Raw genomic sequence first — 16,130 nt, 5'->3', positions numbered from 1 at the left:
CGGTTAACGGTTGATTAATAAAAATTCTAAATGAATGCGGCATAAAAACAAAATTAACAAATCATTTTTGTGACCTGAAGATGCCCTCACGCAAGCCAGGGCATTTCGCCCTGCGCCGCAACATGCAGGGGCAACGATATGGCAGGGCTCGACAAACGCGTCGGCAGCTACCAGGAAGCGCTGGCAGGCCTGACGGACAACATGACGGTGCTGGCGGGCGGCTTTGGCCTGTGCGGCATCCCGGAGAATCTGATCGAAGAGATCCGCCGGCGTGGCGTGCGCGGGTTGACGGTGGTTTCCAACAACTGCGGCGTCGACGGGTTCGGCCTCGGGCGGCTGCTGGAAACCCATCAGATCCGCAAGGTGGTGGGATCTTACGTCGGCGAAAACGCGCTGTTCGAACAGCAGGCGCTCAGCGGCGAGCTGGAGGTGGATCTCACGCCGCAGGGCACGCTGGCGGAGAAGATCCGCGCCGGCGGCGCCGGCATCCCGGCATTCTTCACTGCCACCGGTTACGGCACGCCGATCGCCGAAGGCAAAGAGGTGCGCGAGTTCAACGGCCGCCCCTACATCATGGAAACCGCCATCACCGGCGATTTCGCCATCGTGAAAGGCTGGAAGGCCGATCACTTCGGCAACGTCATCTACCGCCACACCGCGCAGAACTTCAATCCGCTGATGGCGACCGCCGGGCGCATCACGGTGGTGGAAGTGGAAGAGATCGTCGCGCCGGGCGAGCTGGATCCGGCGGCGATCCACACCCCCGGCATCTATGTCGATCGGCTGATCCAGGGCACATTCGAAAAGCGTATCGAACAACGCACCCTGCGGGCATAAGGAGAATTCGCATGCTTACCCGTGAACAAATGGCGCAGCGCGTGGCGCAAGAGCTGAGGGACGGTTACTACGTCAATCTGGGCATCGGCATCCCGACGTTGGTGGCCAACTACGTGCCGGCGGGCATGGACGTGATGCTGCAGTCGGAAAACGGCCTGCTGGGGATGGGCGAGTTCCCGACCGAGCAACAGCTGGACGCCGACATGATCAACGCCGGCAAGCAGACGGTCACCGCGCGCCTCGGCGCGTCGATCTTCGATTCGGCGCAGTCGTTCGCCATGATCCGCGGCGGCCATGTCGATCTGACCGTGCTGGGGGCGTTTGAAGTGGACGTCGAGGGCAACATCGCCTCGTGGATGATCCCCGGCAAGATGGTCAAGGGCATGGGCGGCGCGATGGATCTGGTGGCGGGGGCGGAGAACATCATCGTGGTGATGACCCACGCAGCGAAGGGCGGCGAGTCCAAGTTGCTGCCGCGCTGCACGCTGCCGCTGACCGGTGCCAACTGCATCCGCAAGGTATTGACCGATCTGGCCTATCTGGAAATTGAAGACGGCGCCTTCGTGCTGCGCGAACGCGCGCCGGGCGTCAGCGTGGCGGAGATTGTCGCCAAAACCGCCGGCCGGCTGATCGTGCCGGAGCATGTGCCGGAAATGCGTTTCTGGAACGGGAGGTGAATGTGCAACAACGTGAAGTGGTGATTGTGGCGGCGACGCGCACGCCGGTCGGCAGTTTTCATGGCGCGCTGGCGCCGCTGACGGCGGTGGAACTGGGCACGGCGGCGGTGCAGGGGCTGCTGGCGCAAAGCGGCGTGGCGCCGCAGCAGATCGATGAAGTGATCCTCGGTCAGGTGCTGACCGCCGGCTGCGGGCAGAATCCGGCGCGCCAGACCGCGCTGAACGCCGGGCTGCCGTTTACGACGCCGGCGCTGACCATCAACAAGGTGTGCGGCTCCGGTTTGAAGGCGGTGCATCTGGCGGTGCAGGCGATCCGCAGCGGCGACGCCGACGCGGTGATCGCCGGCGGCCAGGAGAGCATGAGCCGGTCGCCTTACCTGATGGCCGGCGCGCGCGCCGGTCTGCGCCTCGGTCACGCGCAGATGGTGGACAGCGTGATCCACGATGGCCTGTGGGACGCGTTCAACGACTATCACATGGGCATCACCGCCGAAAACCTGGCGGAGAAATACGCCATCAGCAGAGAAGAACAAGACAGGTTCGCGCTGCGTTCGCAGCAGAAGGCGCAGGCGGCGCAGCAGGCCGGGCGTTTCGCGCAGGAGATCACGCCGGTGACGGTGCCGAAGCCGAAGGGCGAAGCGCTGCGGGTAGAGCGCGACGAACAGCCGCGCGACACCAGCCTGGAAGCGCTGGCGCGGCTGCGTCCGGCGTTTCGCAAGGAGGGCACGGTGACCGCCGGCAACGCCTCGTCGCTCAACGACGGCGCCGCCGTGGTGCTGCTGATGAGCGCGGAAAAAGCCGCCGCGCTGCGCTTGCCGGTGCTGGCGCGCATCGCGGGTTACGCCTCGTCGGGCGTCGATCCGGCGATCATGGGCATCGGCCCGGCGCCGGCCACTCGGCGCTGCCTGGAGAAAGCCGGCTGGCGGCTGGAGGAGGTCGATCTGATCGAAGCTAACGAAGCCTTTGCCGCGCAGGCGCTGGCGGTGGGCAAAGAACTGGGCTGGGAGGCGGAGCGGGTCAACGTCAACGGCGGGGCGATCGCGCTGGGGCATCCGATCGGCGCGTCCGGCTGTCGCATTTTGGTGTCGCTGCTGTACGAAATGCAGCGCCGCGGGGTGAACAAGGGGCTGGCGATGCTGTGCATCGGCGGCGGGCAGGGCGTGGCGCTGGCGGTAGAGCGCCCGTAAACAACCGAGGAGGGCACCATGCAGTCATCTGACTATGCGGTACTGGGCGCCGGGCTGATGGGGGTGGGTATCGCCACCCACTTTATTCGCCACGGCCATGAGGTGCTGCTGTATGACCCGGATCCGCAGCGGCGGGTGGAAGCGCCGGCGGTGGCGAGCGGCATTCTGGCCGAGCTGAGCGACGTCGGGCAGTTTGATCGCGGTGAGCGCGAAGCGGCGCTGGCGCGCCTGCGCGTGACCGGCGATCTGAACGACGTGGAGCGCGCCCGACTGCTTATCGAGGCGATCCCGGAACGGCTCGAGCTGAAGCACGCGCTGTATGAGCAGTTGGAAGGGCTGATCGCCGACGACGCGGTGATTGCCAGCAACACCAGCGGCCTGCCGCCGGACGAACTGGCGGCGCGCATGACTCATCCGCAGCGCCTGCTGATCGCCCACTTCTGGCACCCGCCGCACCTGATCCCGCTGGTGGAGATCGTGCCCGGCCGCGCCACCGAGCCGCGCCATCTGGCGGCGGTGCAGGCGCTGCTGGGCGAGATGGCGCTGGAGGCGGTGCTGCTGGAACGCGCCGCGCCGGGGTTTGTCGGCAATCGGCTGCAGTTTGCGGTGCTGCGTGAAGCGCTGCACATCGTCCACAGCGGCATCGCCAGCGCTGAGGTGGTGGATCAGGTGATGCGCGCCTCGCTGGGGCGGCGCTACGCCATGGTCGGCCCGCTGGAGGCCGCCGACATGACCGGGCTCCCGACGGTGGCGGACATCGCCCGCCACCTGTTCCCGGAACTGGCGACCGGCGACGAGATGATGGTGCTGGTGGAACAGCGGCTGCAGCGCGGCGATATCGGCCAGCGCAGCGGCCGGGGATTTTATCTTTGGGATGAAGCGCGCAGGGAACGCATTCAACGGCGACGGGCGCATCAGCTGCGCTTTGCGCTGAAACCGTAATTTCGCACGCCGTACCTGACAATAACAACGATAGCGAGGTGCCTGATGAGCGTTTTGATTGCCCTGGCAGCACTGGGATTACTGATGCTGGCCGCCTACCGCGGCTACAGCGTGATTTTGTTCGCCCCGATCGCCGCGCTGGGCGCGGTGCTGTTGACCGACCCCGGCGCGGTGGCGCCGACCTTCACCGGGCTGTTTATGGAGAAGATGGTCGGCTTCGTGAAGCTCTACTTCCCGGTGTTCCTGCTGGGGGCGGTGTTCGGCAAGCTGATCGAGCTGTCCGGCTTTTCCCGTTCGATTGTCGCGGCGGCGATCCGCATTCTCGGCCGGCGTCACGCCATTCCGGTGATCGTGCTGGTGTGCGCGCTGCTGACCTACGGCGGGGTGTCGCTGTTCGTGGTGGCGTTCGCGGTCTATCCGTTCGCCGCCGAGCTGTTCCGCCAGAGCGGCATCCCCAAGCGGCTGATCCCGGCCACCGTGGCGCTCGGCGCCTTCTCCTTCACCATGGACGCCTTGCCGGGCACGCCGCAGATCCAAAACATCATCCCGACCAGCTTCTTCGGCACCAATGCCTGGGCCGCGCCCTGGCTGGGGCTGATCGGCTCGCTGTTCATCATCGCGGTCGGTCTGCTGTATCTTGAACGCCAGCGGCGCAAGGCGCAGCTGAAGGGAGAAGGGTACGGTACCGATCTGCTGAACGAGCCGGAAACCCCGGACGATATCAATCTGCCGAACCCGCTGATCGCCATCCTGCCGTTGATTTTGGTCGGGGTATTCAACCTTGGCTTCACCCATTGGATCCCGCAGTGGTACGGCGCCAGCCACGAGCTGACGCTGCCGGGGCTGGCCAAACCGATCACCACCGACGTGGCGAAAATCACCGCCATCTGGGCGGTGGAAGCGGCGCTGGTGTCGGGTATTCTGCTGGTGGTGGCGTTCGGCTTTCGCAATATTCGCGGCCGGCTGGCGGAAGGCAGCAAGACGGCGGTCGGCGGCGCGATCCTGGCGGCGATGAACACCGCCTCCGAATACGGCTTCGGCGCGGTGATCGCCGCCCTGCCGGGCTTTTTGGTGCTGTCGCAGGCGCTGTCGGCGATCCCCAATCCGCTGCTGAACGAAGCGATCAGCGTCACCCTGCTGGCCGGCATCACCGGGTCGGCCTCCGGCGGCATGAGCATCGCGCTGGCGGCGATGGCCGATAACTTCGTGGCCGCCGCCCATGCGGCACACATTCCGCTGGAGGTGCTGCACCGGGTGGCCTCGATGGCCAGCGGCGGCATGGACACCTTGCCGCACAACGGCGCGGTGATCACCCTGCTGGCGATCACCGGCCTTAGCCACCGGCAGGCCTATGGCGGCATCTTCGCCATCACCCTGATCAAAAGCGCCGCGGTGCTGTTTGTGATTGGCGTGTTCTACCTGACCGGCATTGTTTAAAGGAGCGATACCATGAGTGTACAAGGCAAAACCGCGCTGGTGACCGGCTCGACCAGCGGCATCGGCCTCGGGATAGCGTCCGTGCTGGCCGCCGCCGGCGTGCGTGTGATCCTCAACGGCTTTGGCGATGTGGAAGCGGCGAAGGCGCAGGTTGCCCGGCTGGGCACCGCGCCGGGGTATCACGGCGCCGATCTCGGCGATGCGGCCCAGATAGCGGACATGATGCACTATGCCGAGCGTGAGTTCGGCGGCGCGGACATTCTGGTGAACAACGCCGGCATTCAGCACGTGGCGCCGCTGGATCAGTTCCCGGTGGAGAAATGGAACGCGATCCTCGCCATCAACCTGTCGGCGGTGTTCCACACCTGCCGATTGGCGCTGCCGGGTATGCGCGAGCGCAACTGGGGGCGCATCATCAACGTGGCGTCGGTGCACGGGCTGGTGGCGTCGAAAGACAAATCGGCCTATGTGGCGGCCAAGCACGGCGTGGTGGGGCTGACCAAGACGCTGGCGCTGGAAACCGCCCGCACGCCCGTCACCTGCAACGCCATCTGCCCCGGCTGGGTGCTGACGCCGCTGGTGCAACAGCAGATCGACAAGCGCATTGCCGCCGGCATCGATCCGCAGCGGGCGCGCGATGAGCTGCTGGCGGAGAAGCAGCCGTCGCAAGCGTTCGTCACGCCGGAGCAGCTCGGCGAACTGGCGCTGTTCCTGTGCAGCGATGCGGCGGCGCAGGTGCGCGGCGCCGCCTGGAACATGGACGGCGGCTGGCTGGCGCAGTAGTGAGGGCATTTTCCCGGAGCGCGCAATGCGCTCCGTCGTTATTTCCCGCCATTAATTAATTCCCTCGCGTGACGGTTTACCTGCGGCAATAATATTTATTTGTTATTTGCTATTTTTATTCCCAGATAATCACGCCGGGTTATTTTGGGTAAAAGATGCGGATTGGTTTATTTCGTGCTGCGGTTATTACATTATTTTTCTCCGTGTTACAGGTGAACACGTTTCTGCTGAAAATAAGCCCAACCTGAAATAATGGCAGATTATGACGTGAATTTTTATATCTTGCGTGCGCTGTTGACATCGGGTAATTATTTCCGCGTGGCTTAAGACCACCGTGTTTATAACAATAATTTTTTCGGGCAGGGGTAATAATGAGAAAGAATACAACGCCAATATTCATTGGCGGCGTCTTGCTGTCGGCGTTATCCGCCGGCGCACAGGCCGAGATCACCATTCTGGATAAAAACCCGCAGAGCAATGTGTTGCTGGCGCCGCTCAGTTTAAAGGTGGGCGGCAGCATTCGCCCCGAGTGGATCTTCAATAACGGCCCGGAGCCGGGCTATGACAAAAACGGTCACGACGGCGGCACGCGTTTTCGCTTCAGCGGCGACTATGCGCTGACGCAGGACACCTCGATCATCGGCTATTACGAGTGGGGCGTCGATCTGGCGCACGCGCTCAGCTGGGACGGGCACTACAATGAGGACGGCAAACGCGACTATCAGCGCCAGCTGTACGCCGGTTTCAAGGACGATCGTTACGGCACCCTGACCTATGGCCACCAGTACGGCATCTATTATTCTGTGGTCGGCATCAAAAGCGACGTCTGGGATAACGACGGCCACGCGGGCGGCACCGGCATCGGTATTTCCGGCGATTATGACGGCGGCAATAAACCGAAAAACAGCATCAAATACACCAATGATTTCGGGCCGGTAACGCTGTACGCCAACTATTTATTGCCGGAAGACGATCTGCACACCGCGGATAACCTGATTTACCGCCGCAAGGGCGGTGGCGGGCTGGGCTTCGATTATAAGGTGACGAAGGATTTCACCTTCAGCGCCGCCTACAGTTATACCGACGCGAAGATCAAAGATAATCTGTACAACGAAAAGGATTATCACCAGCAGCTGTCCGGCACCGCGTTGACCTGGCAGCCGAACAACTGGTACATCGTCGGCACCGCCAGCTATTACAAAGACTATGTGCCGAGCACCCGCCAGCGCACGCTGTCGCACTTCTTCGCCGGCGACGGCTACGGGCTGGAAGGCTTCGTCGGTTACACCTTCAATATCGACAAGCCGTTCCTCAAATCCGTTCAGCCTTACGTCGCGGCGGACTCGCTGCGGCTGAAAGGAGACGAGGCGTATCACGCCAACCACGTCTACCTCGGCGCGGGCACCACCATCGGTTACGGTCTGTCGGTGTATGTGGAGCGCACGCTGGCCAACAGCAGCGACAACGAGCCGGATTCCACCTGGATAACGGTGTTCTACGACTTCTGATCCGCCTCTTGCCAGGCCGGCGCGGGTGCCGGCCGTTCACATGCTGATCGCGCCGCCCAGGGGTTGCCCTGAGGCGTTGCGTTCCGCCAGGTAGCGCGCCGGCGGTTTGCCCACCGCCTTTCTGAACATGGTGACGAAGCCGCTGGCGCTCTCGTAACCCAGATCCAGCGCCACCGTCTGTACGCTCTCGCCCTGCGTCAAGCGCTGCAGCGCCAGCATCACGTGCAGCTGACGCCGCCAGTGGCCGAAGCTCATGCCCATCTGCTGTTGCAGCGTGCGGCTGAGGGAGCGCTCGCTCATGCCGATGCGCTGCGCCCACTGGCCGAGGGTGGATTTGTCCGCCGGGCAGCTCAGCATGCCTTCGGTCAACTGCCGTATGCGCGCGTCGTCGGATACCGGCAGATGCAGATTCTCGATCGGTGCGGCCACCAGCTGATCCAGCAACACCGCCGTCAGGCGCCCTTCGGCGCCCTGTTCGTCGTAGAGCGGTTCGAAGGTGGTGGCCTGCAGCAGCAGTTCGCGCAGCAGCGGCGAGACCGACAGCGTGCAGCAACTCTGCGGCAAGCCGGCGACGACGTGTTGATCGACGAACAGGCAGTAAGCCTCGGTCGAGCCGGCGCCCTGGGCGTTGTGCAACACGTTGCCCGGCATCCACAGCGCGCACTGCGGCGGCACCAGCCACAGGCCGTTTTCCACTTCGCAGCGGATCATGCCGCGCACGGTATAGATCAGCTGCGCCTTTTGATGACGATGCGGCTCGACTTCCCAGTCCTGCTCGATGGTGGAACTCTGCACGGCGAACAGCGGGCGCGGCACCTGATCGATATCGATATTGCGGCGTGGGATCTGGACTTTCATGAGAACAATTCTCAATTTGGCGGAATTGAAAAGTATTATGTCCTGATTGCGCAATGTGGTCTAGCGCCGGTGCCGATAAAGTAAGCGCCAGTCCTAAACCCTTTCGCGAGGAAACTGATTATGTCACTCGATACCGCCGATTTTCCGCTGGTGTGGATGCGCCGAAACGGGCGCGATACCCAGGCCGAGCTGGCTGAATTCAGCGCGCTGCTGGCGCGCGCCGAGCCTTTCGTCCTGATGACCGATCGCAGCGTCGGCGATGAAGGTGAAGAGCACGATCGCGACGCCCGCACTCAGGTGGCGCTGTGGAAGCGCGATAACCGCGCGGCGCTGAAGCGGTGGGCGAAAGGCATGATCATGCTGGAACCGGACGACGCCAAACGCGCGGCGGCGGAAGCATTCGCCGAATACGGCGCCAAATTCTGGGGCTATCCGATACTGGTGGCCGCCGATGAAGCCGCAGGCCGGATGTTGGCGCTGACATTACTGAGCAAATAAGGGGAACACCATGCACCAGCAACAGGTGATTGAGCAGCTGCTGGCCTGGATCGAGCAGAGCCTGGATCAGCCGCTGACGCTGGACGACATCGCCGCCAAATCCGGCTATTCCAAGTGGCATTTGCAGCGGATGTTCAAGCAGCACACCGGCCATATCCTCGGCACGTACGCCCGCCGCAGAAGGTTGACCGCCGCCGCGCGCGAACTGCGCCTGACCGGCACCAGCGTGGCCTGTATCGCCGATACGTACCAGTTCGATTCGCAGCAGACCTTCACCCGCTGCTTCCGCAAGCAGTTTGGTCTGCCGCCGGCCAGCTATCGTCGCAGCCAGGATTGGTCGAGCTACGGTCTGCAGCCGCCGCTGCGGCTGACCGAAGCGCCGCTGCCGCAGGCCGACATCGTGACGCTGCCCGCCATGCAGCTGGTGGGCAACACGCAACGCCGCAGCTTTACGCTGGGGCAGTTGGCGGCTTCCAAATGCGAGCTGCGTCGCCATGCCTGGCGGCAACTGCTGCGGCCGCAGACGCTGCCCGAGGTGATGTATGGCCTTACCAGCCTGGAGATCGACCGGCAGCGTCGGGGCTGCCCGCGCATGGCGTATACCGCCGCTTTGCCGGACGAAGGGGCGGTGGGGGAACGGGTGACCATCGAACAGGGGGAATACGCCCGTTTCACCTATCAGGGGCAGGCGGAAGGGTTACAAAACTTTATTGTCCGGCTGTATGACACCGCCATGCCGCAGATGAACGCCATCCGCCGGCCAGGGCAGGATATCGAGCGGTTCTACCCGGCGCAGGAGGGCAGTTGCCCGCTTGGCGGCGCGGCGATCCGCTGTGAATATCTGATCCCCATTCGGCGGGCGGAGGCGCTGGCCGCCGCCAGTTAGGCGGCGGTTCTCGCAGAAAATCGCCTTCGTGGCGCGTCAGGTTACAAAAAATTGCGATATTACATCGGTAATGGTTCACACTTTGATTGATGTGCACATATAATGCGCATCCGGTCAAATCCCCCCTGGTTTTTCAGGCCGCAGCGCCGTTGGCTGCCGGCTGAAATTCAACGGGGCAAAGTGGCCGTAGAAACCAATACCCATAATCGCCAGTGGCCTTGACCAACACGAAGATGAAAATGAGCATTCGCGCGTTATTAACCCTGTTTACGGCACTGGTTGCATTCAGCCAGGCTGCCTTCGCCGTCGTCTACCCGCTGCCGCCAAAAGACAGCCGTTTGGTGGGCGAAAATATCCAAATCACCGTACCGGAAGACAGCAAACTGCCGCTGGAGAGCTTCGCCGCCCAGTATCAGATGGGGCTGAGCAACATGCTGGAGGCCAACCCGGGCGTGGATCCGTTCCTGCCGAAGGCCGGCAGCACCCTGACCATCCCGCAACAGCTGATCCTGCCGGACGCGCCGCGTGAAGGCATCATCATCAACAGCGCCGAAATGCGTCTGTACTACTACCCGAAAGGTTCCAACACCGTCGTGGTGTTGCCGATCGGTATCGGCCAGCTGGGTAAAGACACCCCGCTGAACTGGACCACCACCGTGCAGCGCAAGAAAGACGGCCCAACCTGGACGCCGACCGCCAAAATGCGCGCCGAATACGCGGCTGACGGCGAGATCCTGCCTGCGGTGTTCCCGGCCGGCCCGGATAACCCGATGGGGCTGTATGCGCTGTATGTTGGCCGCCTGTATGCCATTCACGGCACCAACGCCAACTTCGGCATCGGCCTGCGCGTGAGCCACGGCTGCGTGCGTCTGCGCGCCGACGACATCAAGTACCTGTTCCAGAACGTGCCGGTCGGCACCCGCGTGCAGTTCATCAACGAACCGATGAAGGCCACCGTCGAACCGGACGGCTCGCGCTACGTGGAAGTGCACAACCCGCTGTCGGCCAACGAAGAGCAGCTGCAATCCAAGGATCCGGTGCCGCTGACCATTTCCGCGCCGGTCGGCAAAGTGCTGATGGACGCCGGCGTCAACCAGAGCGAAGTGGATGCGGCGATCAAGGCCCGTTCCGGTATGCCGGTGAAAGTGAACTGATCGCCTCGGGCTTCAGTGACAATACCAAGAAGACGCCTGCGGGCGTCTTTTTTTATGATTTTTGTACCCTCTGATGAGGCCGGCCTGGGGGGAGAGACAATTAACCGCCATGCCGGCTAACCGTCCTTAAGGCGATCCTATGATTTGCCCTTGTCGGGCCGATAAACAGACAGACATCATGATACATTCACCGGTGAAGGGCGTAGGGACGGTATATCAATGCCAGCACTGTCTTTATAGCTGGCGGAATACCGAGCCTGCTGGCAGAACGGAACGGGAGCATTATCCGCCTGAGTTTCGCATGACTCAGCAGGATATCGATAATGCGCCGGACGTGCCGGCCATTCCTCCTCTTTTGACGAAATGAGACTGAAGGCGGGCAAGCGTCCGTCTTTTATGGAAATCGCGATGATGAATAACGAAGACGTCGTTTTGCTCGATGCCGCCTGGCAGCCTTGCGGGACGATGCCGAAAAATCAGGTGCACACGCACCATACGCCGCTGCATTTGGCCTTTTCATGTTACCTCTTTACCCCAGAGGGCAACGTGCTGGCCACAAGACGTGCGTTGAGTAAAACCGCCTGGCCGGGGGTTTGGACCAATTCCTTTTGCGGCCATCCCTTGCCGCAAGAGGCGCTGGCACAGGCGGTGAGGCGCCGCGCTCAGGTTGAACTGGGCACGGAGGTGGAGCAGATAATGCTGTTGAGCGAGGCATTCAGCTACCAGGCTACCGACGCGTCCGGCGTGATGGAGAATGAAGTTTGCCCGGTATTTGCCGCGCAAATTAAAGGCACGCTCCATGGCAATCCGGATGAGGTTGCGGATTATGCCTGGGTCGAGCTCAATCATTTAATGGCGGCGGTAAAATTAACGCCTTTCGCTTTCAGCCCGTGGATGGTTTCGCAATTGAATACCGAGGCGATAACCTCAGGCTTGAAAGAATATCGGGATGCGATAATGATAACGCGTTCAGCGGGCGCGTAGGGTGAGGTTGGCAATAAAATAAATAGCCACCGCGAGGGTGACTATCTATTCGTGCTTATAGGCTGCCGCCGACCGAGGTCGAGGTGGAGCCGATAGTTTCGCGGAAATGTTTTGCGTAGTCCGCCACTTCCTGCTGCGTATGCGTCAGGCCATACAGCCCCAGCCCCACGCCGCCTGCGACGCCGCCGATAATGGTACCGACCAGTTGGCCGACGGCGCCGGCAATAAAGCCGCCGGCCCCTGCGGATTTGCCTGCAATCAGCGCGCCGGTCATAGCGCCGTCCAGCAACCCATCCCAGGCCGCGTTCAGATCGCCACCGCTAACGTACTGCTCTTCATATTGACTAAGTACTTTCATATACAATCCTTATAAATAAAAGGGTGACTTAGTGAGTTTAATTAATACCGAAAATAACGCTGACGCGCTATTTCAATTTAAAAATATAACAGCTGATAAGCCGTTGGCAATAATATATCCAACGTGGAATATTGTTTGGTTATATATGCGAGTATTTATTTTCTGTCGATATTTTTATGACGGGAATTGAGAATCTTCTTGGCTAAAAAAGGCGATATCACTGGAGGCAGCGGTGGAAAGCATCATAATGCCCTTATTGCGGACGGGCTGAGGCGATTTCTTCTCGTCGTTGCCCTGGGCCCGGTGCGGCTGTCACTATTTTCACATTTCAGGCTCTGCTACCCGTTAGGCGAGTGCGTCCGTCCTGTGATTATTCCATTAAAAACTATAGCTAATTAATAAGTTATATCTTCTTCGTTATCGCCTGCCATTGAAAAAATTCTCGCAAAAAATCCGCACTGTGAAAATAAGATCACACAAGCGTAACAAAAGGTAAACAAACCCCTCCTATATTGGCTGCTTCGCTTTTGTGAGGGAGTGTCATGCGTAACTGGAACGAACCGAAAAAGAACAAAGCGCACATCGAACTGATCCCGATGATCGACGTGATGATGTTTTTATTGGTGTTTTTCGTCTTGATCAGCCTGAACGTCATTCCGGCGCTCGGGTTGAAAACGCAGCTGCCGTCCGCCGGCAGCGCGCAACAGCTGAAACCGCAGAAGAAAGCGATTATCACGCTGGGGGCCGACGAACAGCTGCAGCTGGATGGCCAGCCGATCGCGCTTGACGCGTTGGTCACGACGCTCAAGCAACAGCAGCAGGCCAACCAGACCACCACCATCATCGTCAACAGCGACAAAGGCGTGGCGGTCGAGCGGCTGGTGGCGGTCATGGATAACCTGCGCCAGGGCGGTTTCTTCTCCGTCTCCATCGCGACACGGAAGCTGTGACATGTATCTGCTCTATCGCTCACGTCATCTTTTCAGCTGGTTGCCGGCGCTGATTGTCGCCGGCTGCCTGTTGTTCGCCAGCCAGCAGGCGGCGCTGAAGATCCAGCCGCGCTACGACGAAACCGCCATCGAACTGGCGCTGGTGGAGCCTGAACCGGCGCCTGAACCTCAACCGCAAACGCCGCCGGACCCCCAGCCCGAACCGCCGCCGCCCGAGCCGGAGCCGATCCCCGAACCGGTGGTGCCGGCGCCGGAACCGATCGTGGAAGCCAAGCCGGTGCCGAAACCGCAACCGAAGCCCAAACCCAAGCCGGTGAAAGAGAAAGCCAAACCGGTGGAAAAGCCTAAACCGACGCCGGCGCCCGCCGCGCCGCGCGCGCCGGTCAGTAAACCGGCGGCGCAACCCGCACCGGCCGCCCCGGCGGCGCCGAAGGTGAATGCGCAGGCGATTGAAAACGGCTATCTGCTGGCCTTGCGCCGCGAACTGGAACAGCGCAAGCGCTACCCGACCGGCCGTCAGGCCTCCCTCGAGCGCCCGCAGGGCAACGTCGAGGTGTGGCTGGAGGTCGATCGCAGCGGGCGGGTGGTCTCTTCCGGCATCGCCAACAAAGCCGCCAGCATGCTGCTGAATCGCGCGGCGATGAGCAGCCTGCAAAGCATCAGTTCAGTGAAGCCATTCCCGAGCGACGCGTTCGCCGGGCAAACAACCAAAAGATTTACCGCGACGTTCAATTATCAGGCGCCTTAGCGCAAGGGTTAATCGTTTGATTTTTAAGGGATGCACACCATGAAATCGTTCAATCGTTCTGGGATCTATCTGGCGGTGATGTCGGCGATGCTGCCGGGCGCCGCGCTGGCGGCCGACGGCACCGACGTCGGCACCATCAGCGTCAAGGGGCAGTCGCTCGGCGGCGGCATGATGGTGCAGGACGACAGCGCCAAAGCGCGCTCCACCGTCACCAAAGAGGCGATGGATAAAATGCCGTCGGCGGCCAACGCCATCGACAAGCTGAAGTTCACGCCGGGCCTCAACGTCAACAGCAATGACGCCAGCGGCCTGAGCGGCGTGGACTACACCATGCGCGGCATGAACTCGGATCAGATCGGCCTGTCGATGGACGGCATCCCGATCAACGACTCCGGCAACTACGCGGTATACCCGAACCTGCTGGGCGATGCGGAGAACCTGGAAGAGGTGTTCGTCACCCAGGGCTCTTCCGAAGCGGACGGCCCGCATATCGGCTCCAGCGGCGGCAACATCGGCCTGGTAACGCGCCGCCCGGCGAAAGACTTCGGCGGTTTCGTCAAGCAAACGCTGGGCAGCAACAGCCTGAGCAAAACCTTCGCCCGCCTGGACACCGGCGAGTACAACGGCTTCAGCAACTGGCTCTCCTATTCGCACACCGAGGCGAAGAAGTGGCGCGGCGAGGGGCGGCTGTACTCCGACAAGTTCGAGATGAACTCGCTGTACGAAGACGGCAACGGCAACAGCAGCAATCTGGTGATGAAGTACAACCGCCAGAACAACACCAACTACAACACCCTGAGCAAGGCGCAGTTCCAAAACGACGGCCGCGACACCGACTATGCCACCACGCCGGAGTACAACAGCCGCGGACAGTTGAACAAGTATTACAAGCTCGAGCGCAACCCGTTCGAGAACTTCACGCTGTCGTTCACCCAGAAGCTGCAGCTGCGCGACAACCTGGCGCTGACCCTGCAACCGTATTACTACTGGGGCAACGGCGGCAGCTTCAACGGCCAAACCGCGTCGGTATTGTCCAGCACGTCGGACAGGGCAGGGCAGTACGATCTCAGCAACCTGAAATCCAACACCTACTACCGCCCGTCGTGGACGCAGACCTGGCGGCCGGGCATCACCACCAAGCTGAAGTGGGACATCAACGATCAGCACAGTCTGGATATCGGTTACTGGTATGAGCGCGCGCGCCAGCTGCAGACCCAGCCGTTCATCAGCATCAAGGGCGACGGCAACCCGTCGCAGATTTGGGGGCCGCCGGGCGGTTCCGATCAGGTGAAGGATGCCAACGGCAACACCGTTCAGGGGCGCAACCAGTACACCATCACCCCGGCGCAGAAGGTGTGGCTGCAGGATACCTGGTTCGCCACGCCGGACTGGACTTTCGTCGGCGGCCTGGCCTATCAGTACGTGGAACGTAAAGGGGACAATCGCGGCAGCCTGTACAACGCGCCGGAGAAACGCAAAGCCACCTATCATGAATTCCTGCCGAACTTCAGCGCCAGCTATAAGGTGAACCAGGAAAACCAGGTGTTCTACAACCTGACGCGCAACATGCGCACGCCGCCGAACTATGTGCTGTACAACGTCGGCGATTCGCTCAGCACCAAGCCGGAGCTGAGCTGGAACCACGAGCTGGGCTGGCGCTTCCAACAGGAAGACATGCTGCTGAGCGCCACGCTGTTCTACATGCGCTACAGCGATCGCCAGATCTCCACCACCAACGCGGCCGGCGACTACGAGATGATGAACATCGGCAACGTGGAGAACAAAGGGCTGGAGCTGGAGTGGAGCGGCCAACTGCCGCATAACTTCAACTACTACACCTCCTATACCTATACCCAATCGAAGCAGAAGAGCGACATCGTCAGCAACGGCGGGTTGCCGCTGCCGACCTCCGGCAAAGAGGTGCCGAACGTGCCGAAAAACCTGCTGAACATGACGCTGGGTTATGACGACGGCCTGTACTACGGCAGCGTCAGCGGCAAGTACGTCAGCGCGTTCTATGGCGATCTGACCAACGACGAGAAGATCGGCGGGCGCACGGTGTTCGATCTGGCGGCGGGGGTGCATCTGCCGGTGGACAAGAAAATCGTCAAAAGCGCCGCGCTGCGTTTTGGCATCAGCAACCTGTTTGACAAGGAATACCTGACCTCGGTGCGCACCACCACCTTCAACGCGGCGCCCTACGGCGGCGTGAAGGCCAGCACCCCGTATTACAACGTCGGCGAAGAACGCACCTTCAGCGTCTCGCTGGAAGCCACCTTTTAACTGAATGCCCCGCCGTCTGCCCGGCGGCGGGGAAGAGGAG

The 16,130-nt window shown here is 61.5% G+C and carries 16 protein-coding genes and 1 pseudogene; 15 read left to right on the top strand and 2 right to left on the bottom strand.

All coding sequences use genetic code 11. From position 1 onward, the window contains the following. Window positions 1-138: 138 nt before the first annotated feature. From J0X03_RS21280 to J0X03_RS21250, 7 genes are all read left to right on the top strand, one after another. A complete protein-coding gene (locus tag J0X03_RS21280; protein ID WP_004933280.1) occupies window positions 139-837 on the top strand; it encodes a CoA transferase subunit A in 699 nt (232 codons plus the stop codon). A gap of 11 nt (window positions 838-848) precedes the next feature. Then, a complete protein-coding gene (locus J0X03_RS21275; RefSeq protein ID WP_069100375.1) occupies window positions 849-1,514 on the top strand; it encodes a CoA transferase subunit B in 666 nt (221 codons plus the stop codon). 2 nt (window positions 1,515-1,516) lie between these two features. Next, the gene (locus tag J0X03_RS21270; RefSeq protein WP_160203940.1) at window positions 1,517-2,701 is read left to right on the top strand and encodes an acetyl-CoA C-acetyltransferase; all 1,185 of its coding nucleotides are present in this window, start codon (window positions 1,517-1,519) and stop codon (window positions 2,699-2,701) included. Window positions 2,702-2,719: 18 nt separating this feature from the next. After that, window positions 2,720-3,643, top strand: coding sequence for a 3-hydroxyacyl-CoA dehydrogenase family protein (locus J0X03_RS21265; protein WP_160203941.1), 924 nt, complete (start codon window positions 2,720-2,722; stop codon window positions 3,641-3,643). 42 nt (window positions 3,644-3,685) lie between these two features. Beyond that, complete coding sequence (locus tag J0X03_RS21260) at window positions 3,686-5,080, top strand: GntP family permease (protein ID WP_197666623.1); 1,395 nt, start codon at window positions 3,686-3,688, stop codon at window positions 5,078-5,080. 12 nt (window positions 5,081-5,092) lie between these two features. Beyond that, window positions 5,093-5,863, top strand: a complete 771-nt coding sequence (locus tag J0X03_RS21255; protein ID WP_101453565.1) for a 3-hydroxybutyrate dehydrogenase — start codon at window positions 5,093-5,095, stop codon at window positions 5,861-5,863. A gap of 371 nt (window positions 5,864-6,234) precedes the next feature. Continuing rightward, window positions 6,235-7,371 (top strand): porin, encoded by a 1,137-nt coding sequence (locus tag J0X03_RS21250; RefSeq protein ID WP_046688171.1) that lies wholly within the window; start codon window positions 6,235-6,237, stop codon window positions 7,369-7,371. A gap of 36 nt (window positions 7,372-7,407) precedes the next feature. Here J0X03_RS21250 and J0X03_RS21245 read toward each other — a convergent pair whose 3' ends face one another. Beyond that, entirely contained in the window at window positions 7,408-8,229 is an 822-nt protein-coding gene (locus J0X03_RS21245) for an AraC family transcriptional regulator (RefSeq protein WP_096242775.1), read from the bottom strand. A gap of 120 nt (window positions 8,230-8,349) precedes the next feature. On the opposite strand from J0X03_RS21245, the gene J0X03_RS21240 reads away from it, so the two are divergent. The 5 genes and pseudogenes from J0X03_RS21240 (at window position 8,350) to idi (ending at window position 11,751) form a co-directional block, all read left to right on the top strand. Continuing rightward, window positions 8,350-8,727 (top strand): hypothetical protein, encoded by a 378-nt coding sequence (locus tag J0X03_RS21240; protein ID WP_069100371.1) that lies wholly within the window; start codon window positions 8,350-8,352, stop codon window positions 8,725-8,727. Window positions 8,728-8,737: 10 nt separating this feature from the next. Beyond that, window positions 8,738-9,613, top strand: a complete 876-nt coding sequence (locus tag J0X03_RS21235) for a helix-turn-helix domain-containing protein (RefSeq protein ID WP_047025153.1) — start codon at window positions 8,738-8,740, stop codon at window positions 9,611-9,613. Window positions 9,614-9,846: 233 nt separating this feature from the next. Then, window positions 9,847-10,764 (top strand): annotated as a pseudogene (locus J0X03_RS21230) (L,D-transpeptidase family protein); the annotation flags it as partial. Window positions 10,765-10,906: 142 nt separating this feature from the next. Then, window positions 10,907-11,134: a non-oxidative hydroxyarylic acid decarboxylases subunit D gene (locus J0X03_RS21225; protein WP_096242776.1), complete on the top strand. Its 228-nt coding sequence runs from the start codon at window positions 10,907-10,909 to the stop codon at window positions 11,132-11,134. 41 nt (window positions 11,135-11,175) lie between these two features. Next, window positions 11,176-11,751 (top strand): isopentenyl-diphosphate Delta-isomerase, encoded by a 576-nt coding sequence (idi, locus tag J0X03_RS21220; RefSeq protein WP_069100389.1) that lies wholly within the window; start codon window positions 11,176-11,178, stop codon window positions 11,749-11,751. Window positions 11,752-11,806: 55 nt separating this feature from the next. On the opposite strand, the gene J0X03_RS21215 is transcribed toward idi, so the two are convergent. After that, window positions 11,807-12,109, bottom strand: coding sequence for a DUF5862 family protein (locus J0X03_RS21215; protein WP_004933246.1), 303 nt, complete (start codon window positions 12,107-12,109; stop codon window positions 11,807-11,809). 542 nt (window positions 12,110-12,651) lie between these two features. On the opposite strand from J0X03_RS21215, the gene J0X03_RS21210 reads away from it, so the two are divergent. Genes J0X03_RS21210 through J0X03_RS21200 form a run of 3 tightly spaced genes read left to right on the top strand, consistent with a single transcriptional unit; the run spans window position 12,652 to window position 16,090 of the window. Next, complete coding sequence (locus J0X03_RS21210) at window positions 12,652-13,059, top strand: ExbD/TolR family protein (protein WP_021504179.1); 408 nt, start codon at window positions 12,652-12,654, stop codon at window positions 13,057-13,059. Between the two features lies 1 nt (window position 13,060). Then, a complete protein-coding gene (locus J0X03_RS21205; RefSeq protein ID WP_046688175.1) occupies window positions 13,061-13,807 on the top strand; it encodes an energy transducer TonB in 747 nt (248 codons plus the stop codon). Between the two features lie 39 nt (window positions 13,808-13,846). Next, window positions 13,847-16,090, top strand: coding sequence for a TonB-dependent receptor family protein (locus J0X03_RS21200; RefSeq protein ID WP_047572799.1), 2,244 nt, complete (start codon window positions 13,847-13,849; stop codon window positions 16,088-16,090). Window positions 16,091-16,130: the final 40 nt, after the last annotated feature.

It is taken from the genome of Serratia ureilytica (assembly GCF_017309605.1).
GTDB lineage: Bacteria > Pseudomonadota > Gammaproteobacteria > Enterobacterales > Enterobacteriaceae > Serratia > Serratia ureilytica.
The sequence above is the reverse complement of the archived record's forward strand: the minus strand, read 5'-3'. Positions and strand labels throughout refer to the sequence as shown.